Origin of the sequence: Pseudomonas sp. FP818, from assembly GCF_030687335.1 — a bacterium.
Taxonomy (GTDB): Bacteria; Pseudomonadota; Gammaproteobacteria; order Pseudomonadales; family Pseudomonadaceae; genus Aquipseudomonas; species Aquipseudomonas shahriarae.
The window spans coordinates 3,096,086-3,118,439 of sequence record NZ_CP117427.1; the positions used below are offsets into that span (position 1 = coordinate 3,096,086).

Annotated in this window: 11 protein-coding genes and 3 pseudogenes; 8 read left to right on the forward strand and 6 right to left on the reverse strand. The window is 61.3% G+C overall.

What is annotated here, in order from left to right:
* Positions 1 to 52: 52 nt before the first annotated feature.
* From PSH80_RS13810 to cobM, 4 genes and pseudogenes are all read left to right on the forward strand, one after another.
* Positions 53 to 242 (forward strand): annotated as a pseudogene (locus PSH80_RS13810) (CbtB domain-containing protein).
* Positions 243 to 253: 11 nt separating this feature from the next.
* Positions 254 to 960, forward strand: a pseudogene (locus tag PSH80_RS13815) (CbtA family protein).
* On the forward strand, positions 957 to 1,370 hold the full coding sequence (locus tag PSH80_RS13820; RefSeq protein WP_057959412.1) for a cobalamin biosynthesis protein: 414 nt from the start codon (positions 957 to 959) through the stop codon (positions 1,368 to 1,370). Before PSH80_RS13815 ends, PSH80_RS13820 begins: the two are co-directional and overlap by 4 nt.
* Positions 1,371 to 1,450: 80 nt before the next feature.
* Positions 1,451 to 2,197: a precorrin-4 C(11)-methyltransferase gene (gene cobM, locus PSH80_RS13825; protein ID WP_305417137.1), complete on the forward strand. Its 747-nt coding sequence runs from the start codon at positions 1,451 to 1,453 to the stop codon at positions 2,195 to 2,197.
* 223 nt (positions 2,198 to 2,420) lie between these two features.
* On the opposite strand, the gene PSH80_RS13830 is transcribed toward cobM, so the two are convergent.
* From PSH80_RS13830 to PSH80_RS13840, 3 genes and pseudogenes are all read right to left on the reverse strand, one after another.
* Positions 2,421 to 3,949 (reverse strand): IS3 family transposase gene (locus PSH80_RS13830; protein ID WP_370693699.1). Its coding sequence is split into 2 segments (ribosomal slippage): positions 2,421 to 3,508 and positions 3,508 to 3,949, totalling 1,530 coding nucleotides; the frame shifts between segments, so codons are not numbered across the junction.
* A 313-nt stretch (positions 3,950 to 4,262) separates the two neighbouring features.
* Entirely contained in the window at positions 4,263 to 4,847 is a 585-nt protein-coding gene (gene nfuA, locus PSH80_RS13835; RefSeq protein WP_057436766.1) for a Fe-S biogenesis protein NfuA, read from the reverse strand.
* 86 nt (positions 4,848 to 4,933) lie between these two features.
* Positions 4,934 to 7,229 (reverse strand): annotated as a pseudogene (locus tag PSH80_RS13840) (fatty acid cis/trans isomerase).
* 165 nt (positions 7,230 to 7,394) lie between these two features.
* Between PSH80_RS13840 and metH the strand changes: the two are divergent.
* Complete coding sequence (gene metH, locus PSH80_RS13845; RefSeq protein WP_057959409.1) at positions 7,395 to 11,105, forward strand: methionine synthase; 3,711 nt, start codon at positions 7,395 to 7,397, stop codon at positions 11,103 to 11,105.
* Between the two features lie 50 nt (positions 11,106 to 11,155).
* On the opposite strand, the gene PSH80_RS13850 is transcribed toward metH, so the two are convergent.
* Together PSH80_RS13850 and PSH80_RS13855 are read right to left on the reverse strand one after the other, a co-directional pair.
* The gene (locus PSH80_RS13850) at positions 11,156 to 11,974 is read right to left on the reverse strand and encodes an NEL-type E3 ubiquitin ligase domain-containing protein (protein ID WP_305417140.1); all 819 of its coding nucleotides are present in this window, start codon (positions 11,972 to 11,974) and stop codon (positions 11,156 to 11,158) included.
* Positions 11,859 to 18,269 carry a dermonecrotic toxin domain-containing protein gene (locus PSH80_RS13855; RefSeq protein ID WP_305417142.1) on the reverse strand — a complete coding sequence of 2,137 codons (6,411 nt, stop codon included), beginning with the start codon at positions 18,267 to 18,269 and terminating at the stop codon, positions 11,859 to 11,861. Before PSH80_RS13855 ends, PSH80_RS13850 begins: the two co-directional genes overlap by 116 nt.
* Positions 18,270 to 18,405: 136 nt before the next feature.
* Between PSH80_RS13855 and PSH80_RS13860 the strand changes: the two genes are divergently transcribed.
* Entirely contained in the window at positions 18,406 to 18,621 is a 216-nt protein-coding gene (locus PSH80_RS13860) for a DUF2970 domain-containing protein (protein WP_057436772.1), read from the forward strand.
* 6 nt (positions 18,622 to 18,627) lie between these two features.
* On the opposite strand, the gene PSH80_RS13865 is transcribed toward PSH80_RS13860, so the two are convergent.
* Positions 18,628 to 19,707: an ABC transporter substrate-binding protein gene (locus tag PSH80_RS13865; protein WP_198792757.1), complete on the reverse strand. Its 1,080-nt coding sequence runs from the start codon at positions 19,705 to 19,707 to the stop codon at positions 18,628 to 18,630.
* Between the two features lie 452 nt (positions 19,708 to 20,159).
* Here PSH80_RS13865 and PSH80_RS13870 point away from each other — a divergent pair, with 452 nt between their 5' ends.
* Together PSH80_RS13870 and PSH80_RS13875 are read left to right on the forward strand one after the other, a co-directional pair.
* Positions 20,160 to 21,818 (forward strand): nitrite/sulfite reductase, encoded by a 1,659-nt coding sequence (locus tag PSH80_RS13870; protein ID WP_057959405.1) that lies wholly within the window; start codon positions 20,160 to 20,162, stop codon positions 21,816 to 21,818.
* Positions 21,802 to 22,296: a DUF934 domain-containing protein gene (locus tag PSH80_RS13875; protein WP_029291397.1), complete on the forward strand. Its 495-nt coding sequence runs from the start codon at positions 21,802 to 21,804 to the stop codon at positions 22,294 to 22,296. The genes PSH80_RS13870 and PSH80_RS13875 overlap by 17 nt, the downstream gene beginning before the upstream one ends.
* The last annotated feature ends 58 nt before the right edge of the window (positions 22,297 to 22,354 follow it).

Below are 22,354 nucleotides of genomic sequence, written 5' to 3' on the forward strand. Positions count from 1 at the left end.
TCGCGGGGTTTTCATGCGCTCGTGTCACCCTGCCACTCGAAAGGGACGTGCCATGTCGATCATCAGCAGCACCTCACACACCGCCAGCCGCTCCGCCACCTTGAGCCAACGCCTGACCGCCGCTATCGGCGCGTCGATCCTCGGTGCGTGCCTGGTGTATTTCGCCGGGTTCTCCCATATCGAGGCCGTGCACAACGCCGCCCACGATACGCGCCACAGCGCACGCCTTCCCGTGCCATTGAGACCTGCAACCATGATCAAGCGAATTGCGCAAACCGCAGGTTTCACCGGCCTGTTGGCCGCCCTGCTGCTGACCCTGCTGCAAAGTTTCTGGGTGGCTCCGCTGATTCAGCAGGCGGAAACCTACGAAAACGCCCCGGCCACGACCGAAGTGCATGAGCATGCGCCTGGCCTGGTGCTGCGGCCCACAGCCACGACGCCGAGGCCTGGGAACCGGAAGACGGCTGGCAGCGCGTGCTGTCCACCACTGGCGGTAACCTGGTGGTCGCCGTAGGTTTTGCGCTGATGCTCGCCGGCCTGTACACCCTGCGCGCCCCGACCCGCACCGCCCAGGGCCTGCTCTGGGGCCTGGCCGGTTACGCCACCTTTGTGCTGGCACCGACCCTCGGCCTGCCACCGGAACTGCCCGGCACCGCTGCGGCGGACCTGGCGCAACGGCAGATCTGGTGGATCGGCGCGGCAGCCTCCACCGCCGCCGGTATCGCGCTGATTGTGTTTGGTCGCAACTGGCTGCTGAAGATCCTCGGCGTGGCGATCCTGGCGGTGCCCCATGTGATTGGCGCGCCACAGCCCGAAGTGCACTCGATGCTCGCCCCGCAGGCCCTGGAAGCGCAGTTCAAGATCGCGTCGCAGCTGACCAATGTTGCGTTCTGGCTGGCCCTGGGCCTGATCAGCGACTGGTTGTTCCGACGCAATCGCGACGACCAGCACTCGGCATGACAGCAGCCACCACCGCGCCGACCCTGGTGGTCGGCCTGGGTTGTCAGCGTGGCTGCAGCGTCGCGGCGCTATTGGCGCTGTTCAATGAAGCCTTGGCTGGCGCGGGAATCGACCCTCGGCACATCAGCGCACTGGCGAGTATCGACCGTAAACAGGATGAGCCAGGGTTACTGGCCCTGGCCGAACACTTGAGGTTGCCACTGCAGTTTTTCAGTGCCGAACAGCTGGCGATCCACGAAGCGCAATTGAGCCACCGCTCTGCTGTCGCGTTTGCCCATACCGGCTGCCACGGCATCGCCGAAAGCGCCGCCCTGGCCCTGGCCGAGCACTTGGCCCAGCGCCCTGCCCGCCTGTTGATCAACCGCCAGAAAAGCCCGCAAGCCACCTTTGCATTGGCGTGCGCGGGCTGAATTCCCGATAATCCGCCTCCTTGATCATGAGCGGTCTTCATCTGCAGCCCGCCTCGCCGGCTTTTTCACAGGAATCCTCCATGACCGTCTACTTCATCGGCGCAGGCCCCGGCGACCCGGAACTGATCACCGTCAAAGGCCAGCGGCTGATCCGCAGTTGCCCGGTAATTATCTACGCCGGCTCTCTGGTGCCGGCCGCCGTGCTTGAAGGCCATCAGGCCGAAACCCTGGTCAACAGCGCCGAACTGCACCTGGAGCAGATCATTGAGTTGATCAAGCATGCCCATGAACAGGGCCAGGACGTGGCGCGGGTGCATTCTGGCGATCCGAGCCTGTATGGCGCGATTGGCGAGCAAATCCGCCATTTGCGCGCACTGGGAATTCCCTTCCAGATCATTCCCGGCGTCACCGCCGTGGCCGCCTGTGCCGCGTTGCTGGAGGCGGAGCTGACCTTACCGGATATCGCCCAAAGCGTGATCCTGACCCGCTATGCCGATAAAACCACGATGCCTGCGGGGGAGTCCTTCGACAGCCTGGCCAGCCACGGCACTACCATGGCCGTGCATCTGGGGGTCAATCACCTGGAGAAAATCGTCGCCGAGCTGCTGCCGCATTACGGTGCAGATTGCCCGATTGCCGTGGTACACCGGGCGACCTGGCCGGATCAGGATTGGGCGATTGGCACCTTGGCGGATATTGTCAGCAAAGTGGCAGCCAAGGGGTTCAGGCGCACCGCGCTGATTGTGGTGGGTCGAGTGCTGGCCAGTGACCGCTTCAGCGAATCCTCGCTGTATCGCGCGGGTCACGCCCACCTCTACCGACCCTGACAGTGTGGGGGCTGGATTGCCTGCGATTGCGGTTTAACCGGCTGTAGAGAAGTCGCCTGACCCTCCGCTATCGCGGCATGAGTCTCTACATAGTTCTCTTCTGGGGGGTGTGTACATATCCGTTGCTGCGGTTACGGCGGCTATTGGTTCCGCTCTTACAGCGGGTCACTTTTGGAAAAGAGCGGTACGTGTCAAGGTACCTGTCGCCTTAGTACTGCTGCGGCTAACCCATTGCGCCCTTAACTTCAGGGCGTTCTGGGTTCAAATACACCGCATCTGCCAACTTCCAGTTGCGTGTCCTGGTACTCCAGCGGCTCGGATTAGCTTCTCTGGCATCTTCATATAGCGCCACTCGGGCTTGTAATAGAGCTGTCGCCTTGCCTTCGTGGCGCTCGTTCGGCGTCACGTATTTCAAGGCGCTGTGACGATGATCTTCGTTGTACCACTCGATAAATTTTTGTACCCAAAGTCTTGCTTCTGTGAGGGTATCAAACGGCTGGTCCGGCCAGAGTGGGCAGTACTTTGCGGTACGAAAAAGTGCTTCGGCGTATGCATTGTCGTTGCTCACGCGCGGTCGGCTAAATGACGGCTCTACGCCTAGCGAAACCATGCTTTCACGCAGCAAAGAGCCTCTCATAACGTGACCATTATCCGAGTGCAGCACCAATGGACGACCGGCCGTGTGTTCGCGTAAGCAGCCCTTTTCGAGCAGTTCGCACGCATGCTCAGCGCACTCCACCTCATGCACCTCATTGGCGACCAATTTACGGCTGTAGATGTCCTTGACCATGTACCAGTAGAAAAAACGGCCCTTGACGGTGCTGGGTAACCAGGTGATATCCCAGCACCACACTTGATTGGGGCCGTCAGCACAATGCGTTGTCAGCGCCCTGCGTTTCGGAGCTTTGGCACGACCACGGCGCACGTTTTGATTAGCCGCTTTTAACACGCGATAAAACGTCGACTCCGAAGCCAGATAGATACCCTCATCCGCCAGCTTAGGAACGATTTGGTGCGGTGTGAGGCTGGCGTAGCCAGCCTGACTGGCCGCATCAAGCACCGCTTGGCGCTCCGCTTCGCTGAGTTTGTTTGACGGCGCTGCCCGCTGAGCCAGCAGGCGCTTGTCGCAGGCGGCGTATCGCCAACGTTGAACCGTGCGCAGGCTCAGTCCCAGCTCGTTGCACGCCCGATATCGACGAGCCCCACCGAGCACCGCCTCGGCAATCAACTGCATGGCTTGCGTACGATCAGAGGCGCTGATCAGTCTTCCTTGTCCTTGCCCCAGATCGCATTGGCTTTTTTTCTGAGTTCCAGCAAAGCCTCCGCCTCAGCACGTCCAGCATCGGATTGGATCAACTGACGTTCCAGCTCTTTGATTCGTCGTTGTTCGGCAGTTTTCTCTGCGCTGGGCTTCAGGTCAGCCAGGGTATTGGCGTTTTGACAGGCTTCGCGCCACTGCTGGATTTGCTCCGGATAAACGCCCTTGATTCGGCAGTATTGGGAGATTTCCACCTCGCTCAACGGAGCGGTTTCCATGACAGCATTGAATTTATCGGCGCTGGACCATTGATCACTGGTTTTGCCGTTTCCCGGCACGATCAAACCTTTATCTCTAGCCATTTGTCTCCAGTTACGCAGTGACTGTGGCGTGAGGTTGAGCGCAACGGCAAGGTCTGCCACTGAGCGATTGAGGGGCGGCATCATTTGCAGAACGGCCCAGTCTTTGAATTCGTCGTCATAACGCTTGGACATTGCTACACACCTTCGCCCTCTTGAATAATTGAGTCAATCAACAAGCGCGACAGGTAGCCTGACACGGAGGGCTCTTTTCCAAAAGTGACCCGCTGTAAGAGCGGAACCAATAGCCGCCATGACCGCAGCAACGGATATGTTCACAAACCCAACAAGCACTGGATAAAAGAGATGTATAGATACCTACGGCTATCGCATGCAAGCCAGCTCAAAAAGCTCATCTTATTTGTTAGACAAATCGTGTAACTTGCTAACTTTAAAGCATAAAAAAACGGCGCTCACGGACGCCGTTTTTTTGTTTGCAGCGAACACCTTAATAGTAGGCGTTTTCTTTCTGCGTATGGTCAGTCACGTCACGGACGCCCTTGAGCTCGGGAATCCGCTCCAGCAACGTACGCTCAATACCTTCACGCAAGGTCACGTCAGCCTGCCCACAGCCCTGGCAGCCGCCACCGAACTTGAGCACGGCGATACCGTCATCCACCACGTCGATCAGGCTGACCTGGCCGCCATGGCTGGCCAGGCCCGGATTGATCTCGGTCTGCAGGTAGTAGTTGATACGCTCGTTGATCGGGCTATCGGCATTGACGTTCGGCACCTTGGCGTTGGGCGCCTTGATGGTCAGTTGGCCACCCATGCGGTCAGTGGCGTAGTCGACCACGGCATCGTCAAGGAAGGCTTCGCTGAAGGCGTCGATATACGCGGTGAAGCTCTTGAGCCCCAGGGCGGTGTCTTCAGGCTTTTCTTCGCCCGGCTTGCAGTAGGCAATGCACGTCTCGGCGTACTGGGTGCCAGGCTGGGTGATAAAGACGCGGATGCCGATACCCGGGGTGTTCTGCTTGGACAGCAGATCAGCCAGGTAATCGTGGGCGGCGTCGGTAATGGTTATGGCAGTCATGGGAACTCCTCACAGGCTTGCCGGCAGTTTACGCCAATCGCCGCGACGGTACAAAGTCCTAGTATTTTTGTCAGGCAAATCCACACCTACAGGTTCTCGTAGCGATTCATATCCAGCACACCCTCTTCCACCGGAGTGGTTTCGCGGATGTATTGCGATAAATCGTGGAAGTACTCCCAGAACTGCGGGTGGCTGCGGCGAATGCCCCAGCGTTCGACAATCCGTTCAAAGCGCTTGGCGTCCCTGGCCAGCTCCATGTCCTCGACAAACTCGGGCACATCCTCGGCCGGCACATTGAAGATGAAGTTGGGGTAGCTGCTGAGCACGCCCGGATAGATCGTCAGGGTATCCAGGCCCGGTTGATAGCGATAAGCCTCGCCGAGCATAAAGGCCACGTTGCTGTGGGCGCGGTTGCGCAGCAGGCTGTAGACCTCGCGTTTGCCGCTCGGAGTCTGGATGCGCAGCAAGGTGGCTTCCGGCAACTGCTCGATCACCTTGAGCCCGGCCGCCGGCCTTGAGGTCAGGCGGCTGAGGGTTTGTTCGACGTCGCGCAGTTGCGGGTCGATACCCCAGACGTGAGCAGTAGGCACTGATGCAACGGTTGATCGGGTCCGGGCTGGCGTTCAAGTCGGCATACCGGGCCAGCAACTGGTTGGCAAAGTCCCGTTTCGGGTCCTGCAGGTCCAGCTTCAGGCCGCTGGGCTTGTCATTGTCGATGGCTTCATAGTCCAGCCACAGCTTGACCTTGCCGCTGTTCTGGTACCAGTCGTCGAGCAAGCCATCGCGCGAATCCGCCGGCATCAGGCGCAGGAAGTTCTGCTCGGCGCCATTGCGGATCAGGTCGAAATACAAACGGGTCTGGGCCTGGTGCGAGACATTGCCGAACACGTCGAAATTCACCGCCAACTGATAATAGGTGCGCTCCAGCAGCGGGTAGTCGAACAGCCACATCATCGTCTGTGGGACTTCGCCAATCAGGCCCTTGTTCACCGAAGCGCTGTCGAAGTGGCGGAAGATGCTCAGCAACGCGTTGTCATTGCCCTGCCACAGGCTCGACCAGCCCGGCGCCGGCAAATCAGCGTAGTTGTCGCGGCGCAGTACCTCGTATTCATTGCGTTTGTCACGGTAGGCCAGCCACAGGCTCAACACACTGCCCACGTCATCGTTCTGCCCCGGCATCGCCAGCAGCGGCGTGGCCTGGCCGCGATAGCGGGCATCGGTGATGTACAGGTCATGGTCCGGGTCCTGGAACAGGGTCCAGAAGTTGTCGCGGATTACGTCCGTGGCAATCTGCCCACGGCACACCGGCCCACGAATAAACGTGCGCACGAAGTATTCGGCGTTATCCAGCATGAACTGGTAGCGCGCCTTGACCGGGATCGCCTCGAACGTTTCAAACGGGTTGGCCCGACGGCCAGGGCCGTAGCCCGGCAGCGCCGTGGCTTGCCAGTCGCCACTGTAGAACAGCGACTTGACCCGCTCCATCTTCGCCGCGCTGAAGGGGTAGGTAATGTGGGTCTTGTGCACGATCACCCCTTGCACCGGCCACAGGCGGTAGTACACGCGGGTGCCAGGGTCGTCATTCGGACGACGGGTGTTGATCAGGTCGATGGGCTGGCCGCTGGGCGTACGCGAGCGGACCCACTGGAAAAAATGCCCCGGCTCACCGCCCTCGAAATAGATATGAGCGAGGAACAGATGCTCGAACAACCAGCGCGCCACCAGGCTTTCCCGGGCGCCGGGCTGGTTCAGCAGGTTTTCCCATTGCTGTACCTGCAAGGCTTCCTGGGCACTCGGCGCCAGGCCCTGCTCATCAATAGGCGCACCGGACGCCAGCCAACGCTGCAGGGTCTGGTATTGCTGATCGGTCAGGCCGGTGACGGCCAACGGCATGCCTTCCTTGGGGTGCGCGCCGGCGTAGGCGTCGAACTCCCCCGGCAATGGGCACATATTCTCGCGGTTCAGGCCCAGCACAATCTCTTCGGGCAGCTTGGCATTGGGCGCCAATGGGGTTTTATGACCCAGTTCCAGCATGCGCGCCATCAGCGCCGCCTGGGTGCCCTGGGCATCTAGCACCGAGGCAAAACCGTGGCGCTGCCAGGCGGCCTTGCCAAAGGCGTCATAAAACAGCCGGGTCGGCTGCGACGCCTGGCTGCGCTCGCCGTCATACACCGGCAGCTTGCTCGCGCCGCGTGCCGCACCTTCGCCACTGCCCAGGTTGAGCTGGCAGGCGGAGTCGTAGCAGGCATGGCAGGCCACGCATTTCTCGGTGAAGATCGGTTGAATATCGCGGGTATAGGAAAGCGCCGGGGCGGGTCCGTTGGCCTGCGCGAGGCAGGCGACCAGCGCCAAGGCGGCGCCGGTGATGAGGCGAAGTTGCATGTATCCGGTCCCGAGTCGATGCGAGCGCTGAAAAATTGCCGCGATTCTACCGATGTCGAGGCGCCCTCAACATGAGCGATATTCATGCAAAACCCAGGCATGCTCTAAAAGCGCACAGGTTTGCTATGATCCACGCCCTCCGTAATGCCTGATTAGAGTAGTCCCATGTCCGATCGTAGCACTCGCCTGCAAGCCCTCCACCAAGCCCTCAAGGAACGCATCCTGATCCTCGATGGCGGCATGGGCACGATGATCCAGAGCTACAAGCTGGAGGAAGAGGACTACCGTGGCAAACGCTTCGCCGACTGGCCCAGCGACGTCAAGGGTAACAACGACCTGTTGATCCTGAGCCGCCCGGACGTGATCGGCGGGATCGAGAAAGCGTACCTGGATGCCGGTGCCGACATCCTCGAGACCAACACCTTCAACGCCACCCAAGTGTCCCAGGCCGACTACGGCATGGAGGCGCTGGCCTACGAGCTGAACCTGGAAGGCGCACGCCTGGCCCGCCGGGTCGCCGACGCCAAGACCCTGGAAACCCCGGACAAACCGCGCTTTGTCGCGGGCGTGCTGGGCCCGACCAGCCGCACCTGCTCGCTGTCGCCCGACGTGAACAACCCCGGCTACCGCAACGTCACCTTCGATGAACTGGTGGAGAACTACACCGAGGCCACCAAAGGCCTGATCGAAGGCGGCGCGGACATGATCCTCATCGAAACCATCTTCGACACCCTCAACGCCAAGGCTGCGATCTTTGCCGTGCAAGGCGTGTACGAAGAACTGGGTGTGGAACTGCCGATCATGATTTCCGGGACCATCACCGACGCCTCCGGCCGCACGCTGTCGGGCCAGACCACCGAGGCGTTCTGGAACTCCATCAGCCACGCCAAGCCGATTTCCGTGGGCTTGAACTGCGCCCTGGGCGCCAGCGAGTTGCGGCCGTACCTGGAAGAACTGTCGAACAAGGCCGACACCTACGTGTCCGCCCACCCCAACGCCGGCCTGCCCAACGAGTTCGGCGAGTACGACGAGCTGCCAGCGCAAACCGCCAAGGTCATCGAAGAATTCGCCCAGAGCGGCTTCCTCAATATCGTCGGCGGTTGCTGCGGCACCACGCCGGGCCATATCGAGGCCATCGCCAAGGCCGTGGCCGGCTACGCGCCGCGCCAGATCCCGGACATTCCCAAGGCCTGCCGCCTGTCGGGCCTGGAGCCTTTCACCATTGATCGCCAGTCGTTGTTCGTCAACGTCGGCGAACGTACGAACATCACCGGTTCCGCCAAATTCGCCCGGCTGATCCGCGAGGACAACTACACCGAAGCCCTGGAAGTCGCCCTGCAGCAGGTGGAAGCCGGCGCCCAGGTGATCGACATCAACATGGACGAGGGCATGCTCGATTCGAAGAAGGCCATGGTGACCTTCCTCAATCTGATTGCCGGCGAGCCGGACATCTCCCGTGTACCGATCATGATCGACTCCTCCAAGTGGGAAGTGATCGAAGCCGGCCTCAAATGCATCCAGGGCAAGGGCATCGTCAACTCCATCAGCATGAAGGAAGGTGTCGAGCAGTTCATTCATCACGCCAAACTGTGCAAGCGCTACGGCGCGGCGGTGGTGGTGATGGCGTTCGATGAAGCCGGCCAGGCCGACACCGAGGCGCGCAAGAAAGAGATCTGCAAGCGCTCCTACGACATTCTGGTCAATGAAGTGGGCTTCCCGCCGCAAGACATCATCTTCGACCCGAACATCTTCGCCGTGGCCACCGGTATCGAAGAGCACAACAACTATGCCGTCGACTTTATCAACGCCTGTGCCTATATCCGCGATGAACTGCCGTATGCGCTGACCTCCGGTGGCGTGTCCAACGTGTCGTTCTCGTTCCGCGGCAATAACCCGGTGCGCGAGGCGATCCACTCAGTGTTCCTGCTGTATGCGATCCGCAACGGCCTGACCATGGGCATCGTCAACGCCGGCCAACTGGAGATCTACGACCAGATCCCGGCCGAGCTGCGCGACGCCGTGGAAGACGTGGTCCTCAACCGCACCCCGGAAGGCACCGACGCCCTCCTCGCCATCGCCGACAAGTACAAGGGCGACGGCAGCGTCAAGGAAGCCGAGACCGAGGAATGGCGTGGCTGGGAAGTCAACAAGCGCCTGGAGCATGCGCTGGTCAAGGGCATCACCACCCATATCGTTGAAGACACCGAGGAATCCCGGCAGTCGTTCGCGCGCCCGATCGAGGTGATCGAAGGCCCGTTGATGTCCGGCATGAACATCGTCGGCGACCTGTTTGGCGCCGGTAAAATGTTCCTGCCCCAGGTGGTGAAATCGGCACGGGTAATGAAGCAAGCCGTGGCCCACTTGATCCCCTTCATCGAGCTGGAAAAAGGCGACAAGCCGGAAGCCAAGGGCAAGATCCTCATGGCTACGGTCAAGGGTGACGTACACGACATCGGCAAGAACATTGTCGGCGTGGTGCTCGGTTGCAACGGCTACGACATTGTCGACCTGGGCGTGATGGTCCCGGCCGAGAAAATCCTGCAGGTGGCCAAGGAGCAGAAGTGCGACATCATCGGCCTGTCCGGGCTGATCACACCGTCCCTGGATGAAATGGTGCACGTGGCCCGCGAGATGCAGCGCCAGGACTTCCACCTGCCGCTGATGATCGGTGGCGCCACGACCTCCAAGGCGCACACGGCGGTGAAGATCGAGCCCAAGTACAGCAACGATGCGGTGATCTACGTGACCGACGCCTCACGCGCGGTGGGCGTGGCCACCCAGTTGCTGTCCAAGGAGCTGAAGGCCGGGTTTGTCGAGAAGACCCGCCTGGAATACATCGACGTGCGTGAGCGCACCTCTAACCGCAGCGCCCGCACCGAGCGCCTGAGCTACGCGGCGGCCATCGCCAAGAAGCCGCAGTTCGACTGGAGCACCTACACCCCGGTCAAACCGACGTTTACCGGGGCCAAGGTGCTGGACAATATCGACCTCAAGGTGCTGGCCGAGTACATCGACTGGACGCCGTTCTTTATCTCCTGGGACCTGGCCGGCAAGTTTCCGCGCATCCTCACCGATGAGGTGGTGGGTGAAGCGGCCACCGCGCTGTACGCCGACGCCCAGGAAATGCTCAACAAGCTGATCGACGAAAAACTCATCAGCGCCCGCGCCGTGTTCGGTTTCTGGCCGACCAACCAGGTGCAGGAGGATGACCTGGAAGTCTACGGCGACGACGGCCAGCCGATTGCCAAACTGCATCACCTGCGCCAGCAGATCATCAAGACCGACGGCAAGCCGAACTTCTCCCTGGCCGACTTTGTTGCGCCCAAGGACAGCGGCGTAACCGACTACATCGGTGGTTTTATCACCACCGCCGGCATCGGCGCCGAGGAAGTGGCCAAGGCTTACCAGGATGCGGGCGACGACTACAACTCGATCATGGTCAAGGCCCTGGCCGACCGCCTGGCCGAAGCCTGCGCCGAATGGCTGCACCAGCAAGTCCGTAAAGACTACTGGGGCTATGCCAAGGATGAAGAACTGGACAACGAGGCGCTGATCAAGGAGCAGTACAGCGGTATCCGCCCTGCCCCCGGCTACCCGGCGTGCCCGGATCACACCGAGAAGGCCCAGTTGTTCCAACTGCTCGACCCCGAGGCCCACGAGATGCATGCGGGCCGCAGCGGCGTGTTCCTCACCGAGCACTACGCGATGTTCCCGGCCGCAGCGGTCAGCGGCTGGTACTTCGCCCATCCACAGGCGCAGTACTTTGCTGTAGGCAAGATCGACAAGGACCAGGTGACCAGCTACACCGCACGCAAAGACCAGGATCTGGCCGTGACCGAACGCTGGCTGGCGCCGAACCTGGGTTACGACAACTAGGGGCGATTGCCAGGCACTCTGTTCGGGTGCCTGGCACACCGCTGGCAGCCTTATAGCTTCAGCTCGGCCCGTTCCTGCCGGGTCAGGCGGATCGCCAGCGCCCTGCGCTGCTCCTTGATCCAGGCACCCAATGCCGCGTATTCACGCAAGTAGTCGGCACCGCTCTCGGGGTAGCGCTCATCCAGGCGATCGGTCTGGTGTTCCAGCTCGCGCGCCAGGGTCGCAAAATCCGTGGCGTACTTTTTCTTCAGGTAATTGCGCCAATACTCAAGGCCCACCAGCTTTTCTTCAAAGCCCGGCGTGCTCTCGCCCTCCAGGACAGTGGCGTATGCCCGGTCGAGGTCGGCCTGGGTCACTTCCGATAACTCGCTATACAGCATGCCAGAGGGCTGCCGGGGCAGGTCCAGGCGCTCGGCAAGGCCAATGCGCAGGGCTAAACGAATTTCCGCCGGGTCAATATCCTCATGGGCCTTGATGATGTCCTCGGCGATGCCTTCAACCGCCTCCAGGCGAAGCATGCCACGGGCGAACTTCAACAGGGCGGCGCCATCCTGACCAGCCTCGGCCAATCTCAACGCAGCGAACTCCTGAACGCGGGTTTCAAACGCGTTGAACATCAGGATTCTGCCATCCCCACAGGTCAACTCGGGCATCAACGCCGTCGCCCGGGCGAACACGTCCCGACGCATGGCCGGGTTGCCGCCAATGGCCTCCAACACCGCCCATACGCGCTGGGTCAGATCGCCTGGCGCCTCAAGGAAGTCCTCGGTATTGCGCAGTTGCGACAGGGTGAAGAAGAAATCGTGGCTCCCCGGCTGTGCGTTGAGGTCGTCCCAGATCCGGGTGCCTTGGCGAATCGGGCAGGACATCAGCAAACCAGCGCGCCTTCTGGATTTGCGGCGTTTCGATATCCGGATGATCCAGCGAGTAGTCAGGGGAGTCAAAAGCCCCCCGCTCATCGCGCTCCCGGTATCCCTGGATCATTTCCTCAAGCTGCTCGGCGGAAAACCCCAAGCCATTGCCGGTCTGCGCCAGATACCCCTGCAAACGCTCACAGCTTTCCTGCTCAAGGCGGTTTCCCGAGAGGTCAGTCCCCGACATCAAGGCGCGGTGTTGCGGCTCAAAGGCTGTATCTGGCAGGGTCTCGATCCAGTTGTCGTGCAGGTCCAGGGTGCGCAGGCGCCCAAGCTCAAGCACTGTCATGGGCCACTCGTCCAACAGGTTGGTATGCAGGTACAACGTTTCGAGCCTGGACAGGCCACCGAGGTCCAATTCGCTCAACACATTCTCGCCCAGGTTCAGCCATTCCAGCGCCTGCAGGCGCACCAGGTGCCCCTGAAGCTGGGAGGCGTTTTGTAGTTCATTTCTGCTGAGGTCCAAGCGTCTCAACCCGTGAAACTCTGCGAGGGCATCGGGCAAGGCTCGCAGGCCGTTGTCACTGAGGGTCAACGTACGCACGTGGCTGAAGGCCCGCAGGAACTCGTTGGAACCCTGGGCCGTGAGCCTGACGCGACTCAGGTTCAGTTCGGTGACGTGAGCGAAATACTTGGGCAACTTCGGCAGGTCGCCCAACAGCAGGCCGGACAAATCCAGCAGGCTGGCGCTATTCACTTCAGGCAGGCCGGGCGTGGCACGTAGGGTGTGACGCCAGCTTTCCAGCACACGGTCCGCTGCGCGACGACGATCCAATACACTGACCCAACCGCCATCAAGGTAGCCATGGACATCTATCCATTCATTGAGCAGTTGCACCCACTGGCTGTACTGCCCTTCCCACTCATCGAGGCGTGCCTGGATCTGCCCGGAGTCGAGGCCGCTGGCTTGCAGCTCGGCTAGCCGTGCCACCGCCTGCAACTCGTCCAGCGCCGGGACCAGGCGTTGTATGCGGGCTGCGGGAGCCAGTGCAGCCGAGGCAAGTGCCGTGGGGAGTGCCACGAGCAAGTCGGGGCGGCGCAAGACATTCTCGGGAAAATACTCAGGCTCCCCCCCGGTCAGGCCTTGGGCAAGCAACTCACGGGGTATGCCCAACGGGTTTTCCAGGGCAACGGATGGGTGTTCAATCGCGTAGCGTCGCGCAAACGTCCGCGCATCGGTACGCGCCGTCACGCTGAGGCGACAACCGCGCAGATGGGTGTTGGAAAGCAAACTATCATGCCCGCTCAGCGCCGCTTCGGGGATTGCCGTTACGGCGCTGTGGCTCAGATCCAGGCATTGCAACGACGACAACTCAAGCACACCCTGGGGCCATTCGCTGATTGCGCTGTGACTCAGGTCCAACGTACGCAAGTCGTGGAAGCCGCTGACATCCAGGCGGCTGATCGGGTTGTACTGCAGGCGCAATGATAAAAGGCCGGTCAACCTGCTCAAACGCGCCTGGATCGCCGGGTTGATCACCAGCCAATTGTGAGACAGGTCGAGGTGGCGCAGGGACGAATGGGTAAGCAGTACCGCAGGCGGCTCGGTCAGGTTGTTGCGGGCCAGGCTCAATGTTTCGACCTGGGGAAACTGGTCGAGCCAGGCATTGATGCCTTCAAGGGAAACGCCGATATCCTCCAGGATCAAGCTGCGCACATGGGCAAACCCGTTGGCCGGCACCCGCGGTAAATCAATCAGGTTGGCGCCTGACAGGTCCAACACCGCCGCCCCGGCAGGAAGTGGCTCAGCCTCTGCTACCAGGCGTTGCTCCAGGCCTTCGCGCCAGCAATCCAGGAGTTTTTCAGAGGCTAGCTGACGATCCAACTCGACCCGGCCAGTGCTTGAATCGCGATCCGACCATTGCTCCAGCTCATCGACCAATCTACGGTATTGCGCCTGCACCGCGTTGACACTCTCCAGACGTTGGCGGGCCGTCAGCCCCTGCGTTCTGAAGCTGAGCAACACCCTTTCGGCGAATGTCGGGTCCGCGCGTCGCAAGCGAGCCAAGGCCCCTTCGCAGTAGGCCTGCACCAGTCGCTGCTCATCGACCAGATGGGCCGGATTGTCATGCAGGTACTCAAAAACCCGCATGAAGTCTTCAGGCTCATACGCCGCCCAATTCATTTGCAACCCGCGCCACAACCGTTGATGCCCGACCAGCATCTCGGCCGGCACCGAACGCAACTGGGTCTGGGCAAGGTCGAGAAACTCCAGGTGCTCAAGTGCCAGGAGCCCTTGGGGCCAGGTTTCCAGGGTTCCGGACACGGTTAGGCGGCGCAACGCCGTCAGGCCTTGGATATCCAGGGTTTCCAGGTTGCCGGCCAGGGACAATCGTTCAAGCGCAGTCATGCGATTGAGCGCCAGCAGCACTTCAGGCGAATAGGTCAGCAATGGCCCGGTGAGCGACAGCCGGGTGATGCCGGGCACGCTCGCCAGCCGTTCAGCCACCTGGCCAAGATTGTTGGGGCGCACGTAGAGCTCCAGATACTGCACATTGGGAAATGACCGAAATAAATCGCTGGCTTGTTGGGCGAGCAATCTGGCCCCTGACAGGTGCAGGGATCGCACATGGGAAAAGTCGGCCTCCATCTGCGGTAGCGCGTGCTCCCCGCGCAGATTCAGGGTGGCATGGGCGCTGCGGTCTCGGTCATAGCCCTGGCGCCAGCATTCGATGACGTCCTCTACCGAACGCAAGCGCTGCGCATCTGCCCCCGCCCATTGCTCAAGGGTGTTGCGCAACCCCAACAACTCTCGCTGGCGATTGGCGAACAACCGCCAGATTTGCGGGTTGCTTTCACCGTCACGTCGGCGCGCCCAGATCAGCTCTTGCGCCTGGGTGTCGCTGATATTTGGATACGCCGTGCGAACCTGGGCGATCAGAGAGTCATCCGCTGCAAAAGGCCCGCCGCGCCCCGATAACTCATATCCCAGGCGCCCGCTGGGCAGGCGCAGCGCCGGCCGGGACCTGGGCCTGCGCAACTTTAAGATGTCATCGGCCATAACGTCGCGGTGGCGCCTGGCGTAGGCTGCCAACACCGGCTGCAAGTCCGCCCCATGAGGGGTCAGCGCCAGCGCTTGACGCGCCGCTTCGGGCAAGGCATCGACGATCGACGGGAATAGATTACGGCCCTGGGCCGGTGCGCTATTGAGCGGCTTGCCGGCTTGATCCTGGGCCTGGAAACGATTGCCGCGTTTGATCAGGTAGCGACGCGTGGCGGCGTGCGCCTCGCCAATGCTGTCGACCAAGGGCCCTTGAATGCTGTCTACACGCATCTCCAGGCGCAAGCCTGAAGGCCATCCGGGCAGGCGCTCCAGGGTATGCAAGGCGAGCCGGTCGCTGTCGGCGTTGGCGAGTCGGTCGCGGTGCAGGCCACTGATCGCTCGGCTCAAGCGCCCCTGGTGCAGGCTGCTGCGGGCCTGGTGATCCAGACGCTCGCTCAGCCGCGCGCTGTCTTGCAAGCGCCGCAGTTCCTGGGGGCTGGCGCTATTCAGGAGTTCCTCCCGGGCCCGCGCAGACAGCGAGGGAAACCGGCGTTGCAATGGCCCCCGGTCAACCGCCGGGTCACCCTTGGCAGATAACCGAGCGTCGAACAGCGCTGACTGGCGGTGCAGGGCATGATCGGCCAGGCGCTCGTTGAACACCTGCTCCCTGGGCCGCCCCCTCCAACTGGACGCACTGCCCAGCAGGCCGGTGATTTCCTGTTCGCTCAGGCCATTCAACAGCACCTGAGCGAGCTTGCCGTGCTGTAAATCGGCCCGGCTGATTTTCAGGGTCGGCAACTCATCATCTGCCAAGGCATGGCTGCCATAGCGAATGGAGCGCCCCGCCGGTTCCCAACGCCCGCCTTCCCACTCATCGATCAGCGGCGCGCCAGGCTGCTCGCCGCGCTGCGGCGTGCCCAGCAGACGCCTGGCCTCCTCCTCGCCCAGCCCCGTCTGGCCCTGCGCGCGCGCCACGAAGGCTACCTCCTCAAACACTTCCAATACCCGCCCTGGCGGCCAGCCGTCCAACTCAACCGTGAGGGGCAAGGCGTATTCGTGGCGGCTGTCCAGGCCGGCTCCACGGCGTAGCCGCCCGATCAGGTCGTCGACCTCCTGATCGACCCGGAATCGCTCCAGGGTGTCAGCCAGTCCTGCCGGCACCGGCAGGCCATCCATATGCACTTGGCGCAGCAGGTCGTCATCGACACCACTCACATCGCCGATCAGCCCCAAAGTCTCATCAGAGAACCCGTCGGTGATATGCCCCAGGCGCCGCAGCAGCGTCGGGCGGTCCCACGCCAAGGGCCGCTCATGACTATGGCGCCAGGCCCCCGCCCGGTTGTGCTCAAGGATCGGCTGATAGGCCATGGGGTCGTGCGGGTGTTTGATGCGCCATTTGTTGATCTGCGGATCGAAGGTTTTCTCGTAGAACGCGTTATCCATGTGGATATGGAGCTGCCCATCGACCTCATACTGCCCCAAGGCGTTGGGCTGGCGGTCTGACGCAAGGGTGAGGTGCTTCTTGTAGGGCGCCAGGTCGGGCCGCCATAAGCGCTTCCGGCCGTCCGGCAGCGTTACCGGCACCAGGCCTTCGATCACCGGCTCGGGCCTGAGTTGGCGCAGCGCCGAGCCACCCGCCGCCATCAAGCCGATCAAGGCGAGGTTCTGCGCTAGGTCGATCAAGTGCGCACGGGCCGCCTGGCGGTCGCCCACACTCCACTCCTGGGTTGCCTCAATCGCCCCCGTCAACAATTGCTCGACCATCACGGCCAGCATGAGCTCCCCCAACACGGGCACGAAGCCTGCCACAGCACCCAGGGCAAACATCTCGATATTGAGCACCATGGCCAGTTTCTGTTTACGCACCCGGGCATCGACCTGCGCGGTGGGCACGGCGCGGCTGGCCGCATCGGCGATGCACTTGTGCCGATGTTGCTCATACAGGTAGGTCCACAGATCGACTTTATGGCTGCCGAACGCCTGGCCTTTGAACGCCATGGCCTTGGGCGCCAAAAACGGATCCGGGTTTGGCACCTGGGGGGCCAAAGGCAGCGGCGGGAAATTCTTCAGCCTCAAAGGCGTCAGCTTACTGACCAGCTCATACAGTTGCCCGATGCCGGGGAAATTCGAGCCGATTTTCTCGCGCAAGGTGGCATCGGGCGCATCCTGGGTGAATTGCCTGAAGTAATAAGGGTGGTCGGCGGCCTCGACGAACTGACTGAAAAAGGCCTGATACGCGGTTGGCCGCTCGACCCGGGTGGTGGCCGCGCCAGGCGTGGTGAAGCGGCGCTGCAAAGTCCCCAGCAACTGTGCGTGATCCTTATAGCGCTTGAGCGGATGATACGGGTCCTGGGGCACATAGAGGATCGGCGAATCCAGATGCTCATCGTCAAAGGCCAGAAACAACACACACCCCGTCATGCGTAATTTCATCAGGCCAAGGTCGCAGATCCACACCGGTTGCCCATCCATCTGCGGCGCGCGCTCGCCGTTGGTCACCGACAGGATCATGGTGTAGTCGTCCTCGGTAATGTCCTGGCATAAGCGTGCTAGCTCGGCCGCGGCCCTCATTGCCGCCTTTTGACTGGCAATGAATTGCTGGCGCAGGGTGGTTTCGACCGAGGCAAAGAAATCGCTGATATAGGCCTGGTACTTTCCGCCCAGATCCAGGCTGCGGCACAGCTGCACAAACTCATGGACCTTGAGCCTGCCCAAGCGCACGGGCAGCAACGGCTCGTCAGGTGAGGAACCGGAAGACGACACGTGCCAGCGGAAACCGGACGAGGGGTGAAAAGCCCCCTCCTCGCATTCGGATTCCTCGAAGTTATGCAGCGCAGCCTGCAGCAGCTCCAGTTTCAAAAAGTCGTAGGTCCGCGCCGCTATCTTGAAGTCACTGACCAGCAGGGATTTTCTGAGGCTCAACCAGGTGTCGACGTGGGGGGCCAGTGTGACGTCATATTGCTCTTTAAGCGCATTGACCAGCAGCGGCCTGGCAAACGCGTCGATCCCCTGCAAAGCAGACAGGGTCTTGTCCACCGCCGTCTGCGTGGAAAAGCTTCCGGTAAAACAGGCATGCAACTGCTGGCGTTGCTCGGGGGTGGCGCGCCAATAGGCCGGCGGCAGTGACGTATCGGCGTGTTTGAGCGCCGCCCGTCGTGGGGCAGTGCTCTCGATCAGCCATTGCGGGGTGGCACCGATCAACAATTGTCGATGGATACTGGGGGTTGGCGGCGTAAGGCGCACGGGCGTTACGGGAGAGTCGGGCATGATGCAGCTCCAGGAAAAGGAGCTCCAGCACATCACGCAGGTCAGGCGCGACAGCGGTAACTACGTCTACATATTCCTCCGGCCTTGGCTATCCTGTTGGGAGACATCATGTCACCCAGACCTCGCAGGAGGACTCATGGACGCACCGGACAATAAACCGCCGACCTTCTGGCAGATGCTTCACAGCGTGATGGCTGCCGCTTTTGGCGTGCAGAGCGGCAAGAACCGCGCGCGGGACTTCACCCATGGCAAGCCCAGCCATTTTGTAGTGCTGGGGATCCTGTTTACCGCCGTGTTTGCCCTGACCCTCTTTGCCATCGTCAAGCTGGTGCTGCACCTGGCCGGGGTCTAGTCGCGCTTACTTCCACAGCATCTTCAAGCTGAAGGGGTACTGGTAGGCCGCCGGCTTGCCCTGAGCCGACAGTGCGCGAAAATTCACCCCGTCGCCCTCGTGGTTACGCAGGTCCAGCAGGCGCTGGGCCTGTGGCCTGTCAATCAACTGAAATAACCTCACCTGGCGCTCGCGCCCGCCATGGCGTTGAATGTCCACCCCACTGGCGTCGTCATGCAGCAGCACCATGGCCCAGCCACCGAGCGTAAAATGCCCGGCCACCAGCGCACTGATCCGCCCTTGCAAGCGCGCCTGCAACACCTCGGGGGAACTGTTGATCGCGCTGAACAACACCTCCTTGCCGGGCGTGCGCCCACTGCCATTCAAGGCCTGCATGGCGCCGAGGGCCATTTCATCATTGGCCGACCAGACCAGCGTCGCCTGTGGGTAGCGCTTGAACATCAGGGTTGCTTGCTCGAAGGCGCGCTGGCGGCTCCATTCGCCATAAACCAACTGGCGCAGATGCACTTGCGGGTGTTCGCCCAAGGCCCGCCGCAGGCCCTGCTCACGGGCCTGGGAAGTGGGGGTATTCTTGGCACCGGAAAATGCCAGCAATTGGAGGGTTTCGCCCGCCGGAACCGGGCCGTGCTGACGCAGCAGCTCCTTGAGCATCAGGTAGCCGCCCTCCTCGTCGTTGGCGGTGATGCTGCCGATCCAGTTGGGGTATTTGCCGGCATCCAGCAACTGCACCTGGTCCGGGGTCAGGGCATTGTTGACGATCAGCAACTTGACCGGGCTGCCCTGGGCCATCCGCAAAATCTGCGGGGCGATGTACTGCTCATTGACCACCACCAGGTAATCCGGGGAATTGGGGCCTTGCAGTGCTTCGCGGGCTTGTTGCAAGGTGTTCTGCCCGTTGCGCTCCGAATAGCGCACACGCAAATCCAGGCCGAGGTCCTTGGCTGCGGCCTGCATGAATTGCGAATAGCTGACCCAGAAGGTTTCAGTGGACAGGCCGGGGTTGAGAAACACCACCGATGTGGCATGAGCGATCGTCCCGAACGTCAGCCCCACCCACCACAAGCACCCACAGAGAACCTTCAACATTACTGCCCGCACCCTGGAAATTGACCGATCATAATAATGGCAATGAGCCTTTTGATCTTGGCTATTTGTCAGATAGTAGGACAGTTGCGTGGCGATCAGCGCTCCCTATTGATGGCTGACCCAGAACACGGCGGTGGCAACCACCAGGATAATCAGGAACAGAATTGCCCAGGCATCCACACTGCTGTCGGGTTTGCGGGCTTTGGTTGGATTGCTCATCGCATCGCCTCTTGTCGGTTTTATGGCTGATTGCATTAAGACTCGACCACAGTAAAGTCGATGATTGCCCGCATGACAAATGTGGGTATCGCAATAACCGTTCTCATTAGGCTATTTGGTTATGTGCATATACTAAAACATCACTTTTGCGCATAAACGCAAGCTGGTATCGTTCGCCGGCTCCGTTGGGAGTGCGCGGCCGTGCGCGCAGATTTGCCGAGAACAGGACCTATATGTACGTATACGACGAATACGATCAGCGCATCATCGAGGACCGCGTCAAGCAGTTCCGTGATCAGACCCGACGCTATCTGGCAGGTGAACTGAGCGAAGAAGAGTTCCGCCCTCTGCGCCTGCAAAATGGCCTTTATGTCCAGCGCTTTGCGCCGATGCTGCGGGTGGCCGTGCCTTACGGCCAACTGACTTCGCGCCAGACGCGCATGATGGCCAAGATCGCCCGTGACTTCGACAAGGGCTATGCCCATATCAGTACCCGCCAGAACGTGCAGTTCAACTGGCCGGCCCTGGAAGACGTGCCGGACATCCTGGCTGAATTGGCCACCGTGCAGATGCACGCCATTCAGACCAGCGGTAACTGCCTGCGCAACGTGACGACAGACCAGTTTGCCGGCGTGGCCGCCGATGAAGTGATCGACCCGCGCCCGTGGTGCGAGATCGTTCGGCAGTGGACTACGTTCCACCCAGAATTTGCCTACCTGCCGCGTAAATTCAAGATCGCCATCAATGGCTCGGCTTCCGACCGTGCCGCGATCGAAGTCCACGATATCGGCCTGGAGCCGGTGTACAACGCTGCCGGCGAACTGGGCTTCCGCGTCCTGGTGGGCGGCGGCCTGGGGCGTACCCCGGTGGTGGGCGCATTCATCAATGAATTCCTGCCCTGGCAAGACCTGTTGAGCTATCTCGACGCCATCCTGCGTGTGTACAACCGCTATGGCCGTCGGGACAACAAGTACAAGGCGCGCATCAAGATCCTGGTCAAGGCCCTCACCCCCGAGGTGTTTGCCCAGAAGGTCGACGCCGAGATGGAACACCTGCGCGGCGGCCAGACCACTCTGACCGAAGCCGAAGTGCATCGCGTGGCCAAGCACTTTGTCGACCCGCACTACAAGGCCCTGGACAACCAGGACGCCGAACTGGCCGCACTCGACCAGCAGCACCCGGGCTTTGCCCGCTGGCGTACCCGCAACACCCTGGCGCACAAGCAGCCGGGCTATGTGGCCGTGACCCTGTCGCTCAAGCCGACTGGCGTAGCACCTGGCGATATCACCGACAAGCAGCTGGACGCCGTCGCTGACCTGGCCGAGCGTTACAGCTTCGGCCAACTGCGTACGTCCCACGAACAGAACATCATCCTCGCGGACGTTGAGCAGAGCCAACTGTTCACCCTGTGGGGTGAGCTGCGCGAAGGCGGTTTCGCCACGCCGAACATTGGCCTGCTGACCGATATCATCTGCTGCCCGGGTGGCGACTTCTGCTCCCTGGCCAACGCCAAGTCAATTCCGATTGCCGAGTCGATCCAGCGCCGTTTCGACGACCTGGACTACCTGTTCGACATTGGCGAGCTGGACCTGAACATCTCCGGGTGCATGAACGCCTGTGGTCACCACCACGTCGGCCACATCGGCATCCTCGGGGTGGACAAGAAAGGCGAAGAATTCTACCAAGTGTCCCTGGGTGGCAGCGCCAGCCGCGATGCGAGCCTGGGCAAGATCCTCGGCCCATCCTTCGCCCAGGAAGCCATGCCCGAGGTGATCGGCAAGCTGATCGACGTTTATATCGAACAGCGCACCGAAGATGAGCGCTTCATCGACACCTACCAGCGCATTGGCATTGACCTGTTCAAGGAGCGCGTCTATGCAGCGAATCATTAAGAACAACGAAGTCGTCGACGAAACCTGGCACCTGTTGCCCAAGGACGCGACGTTCGATGGCATCTCCAACTGCGACGACCTGATCGTGCCACTGGCCCTGTGGCGCGAGCATGGTCATGCCCTCAAGGCCCGCGATGGCGGCCTGGGTGTGTGGCTGGACGCCGATGAAGAAGCCGAGGAAATCGGCGATGACGTGCAACACTTCCAGGTCATCGCCCTGAATTTCCCGGCCTTCACCGACGGGCGCAACTACTCCAACGCGCGCCTGCTGCGTGACCGCTACGGTTACAAGGGCGAACTGCGGGCGATTGGCGATGTGCTGCGCGACCAGTTGTTCTACCTGCATCGCTGCGGCTTCGATGCCTACGCCTTGCGCGCTGACAAAGACCCGTATGAAGCGCTGGAAAGTCTCAAGGACTTTTCGGTGACGTACCAGGCGGCTACGGATGAACCGCTGCCGCTGTTCCGTCGGCGCTAAGCGCCAGCCAATGAAAAAGCCCTGACCTGTCAGGGCTTTTTTGGTTTTACGCCGTGCG

Coding starts and splice junctions, on each gene's coding strand:
- PSH80_RS13820 (WP_057959412.1), top strand. CDS start 957: ATGACAGCAGCCACCACCGCGCCGACCCTGGTGGTCGGCCTGGGTTGT.
- cobM (WP_305417137.1), top strand. CDS start 1,451: ATGACCGTCTACTTCATCGGCGCAGGCCCCGGCGACCCGGAACTGATC.
- nfuA (WP_057436766.1), bottom strand. CDS start 4,847: ATGACTGCCATAACCATTACCGACGCCGCCCACGATTACCTGGCTGAT.
- metH (WP_057959409.1), top strand. CDS start 7,395: ATGTCCGATCGTAGCACTCGCCTGCAAGCCCTCCACCAAGCCCTCAAG.
- PSH80_RS13850 (WP_305417140.1), bottom strand. CDS start 11,974: ATGTCCTGCCCGATTCGCCAAGGCACCCGGATCTGGGACGACCTCAAC.
- PSH80_RS13855 (WP_305417142.1), bottom strand. CDS start 18,269: ATGCCCGACTCTCCCGTAACGCCCGTGCGCCTTACGCCGCCAACCCCC.
- PSH80_RS13860 (WP_057436772.1), top strand. CDS start 18,406: ATGGACGCACCGGACAATAAACCGCCGACCTTCTGGCAGATGCTTCAC.
- PSH80_RS13865 (WP_198792757.1), bottom strand. CDS start 19,707: ATGTTGAAGGTTCTCTGTGGGTGCTTGTGGTGGGTGGGGCTGACGTTC.
- PSH80_RS13870 (WP_057959405.1), top strand. CDS start 20,160: ATGTACGTATACGACGAATACGATCAGCGCATCATCGAGGACCGCGTC.
- PSH80_RS13875 (WP_029291397.1), top strand. CDS start 21,802: ATGCAGCGAATCATTAAGAACAACGAAGTCGTCGACGAAACCTGGCAC.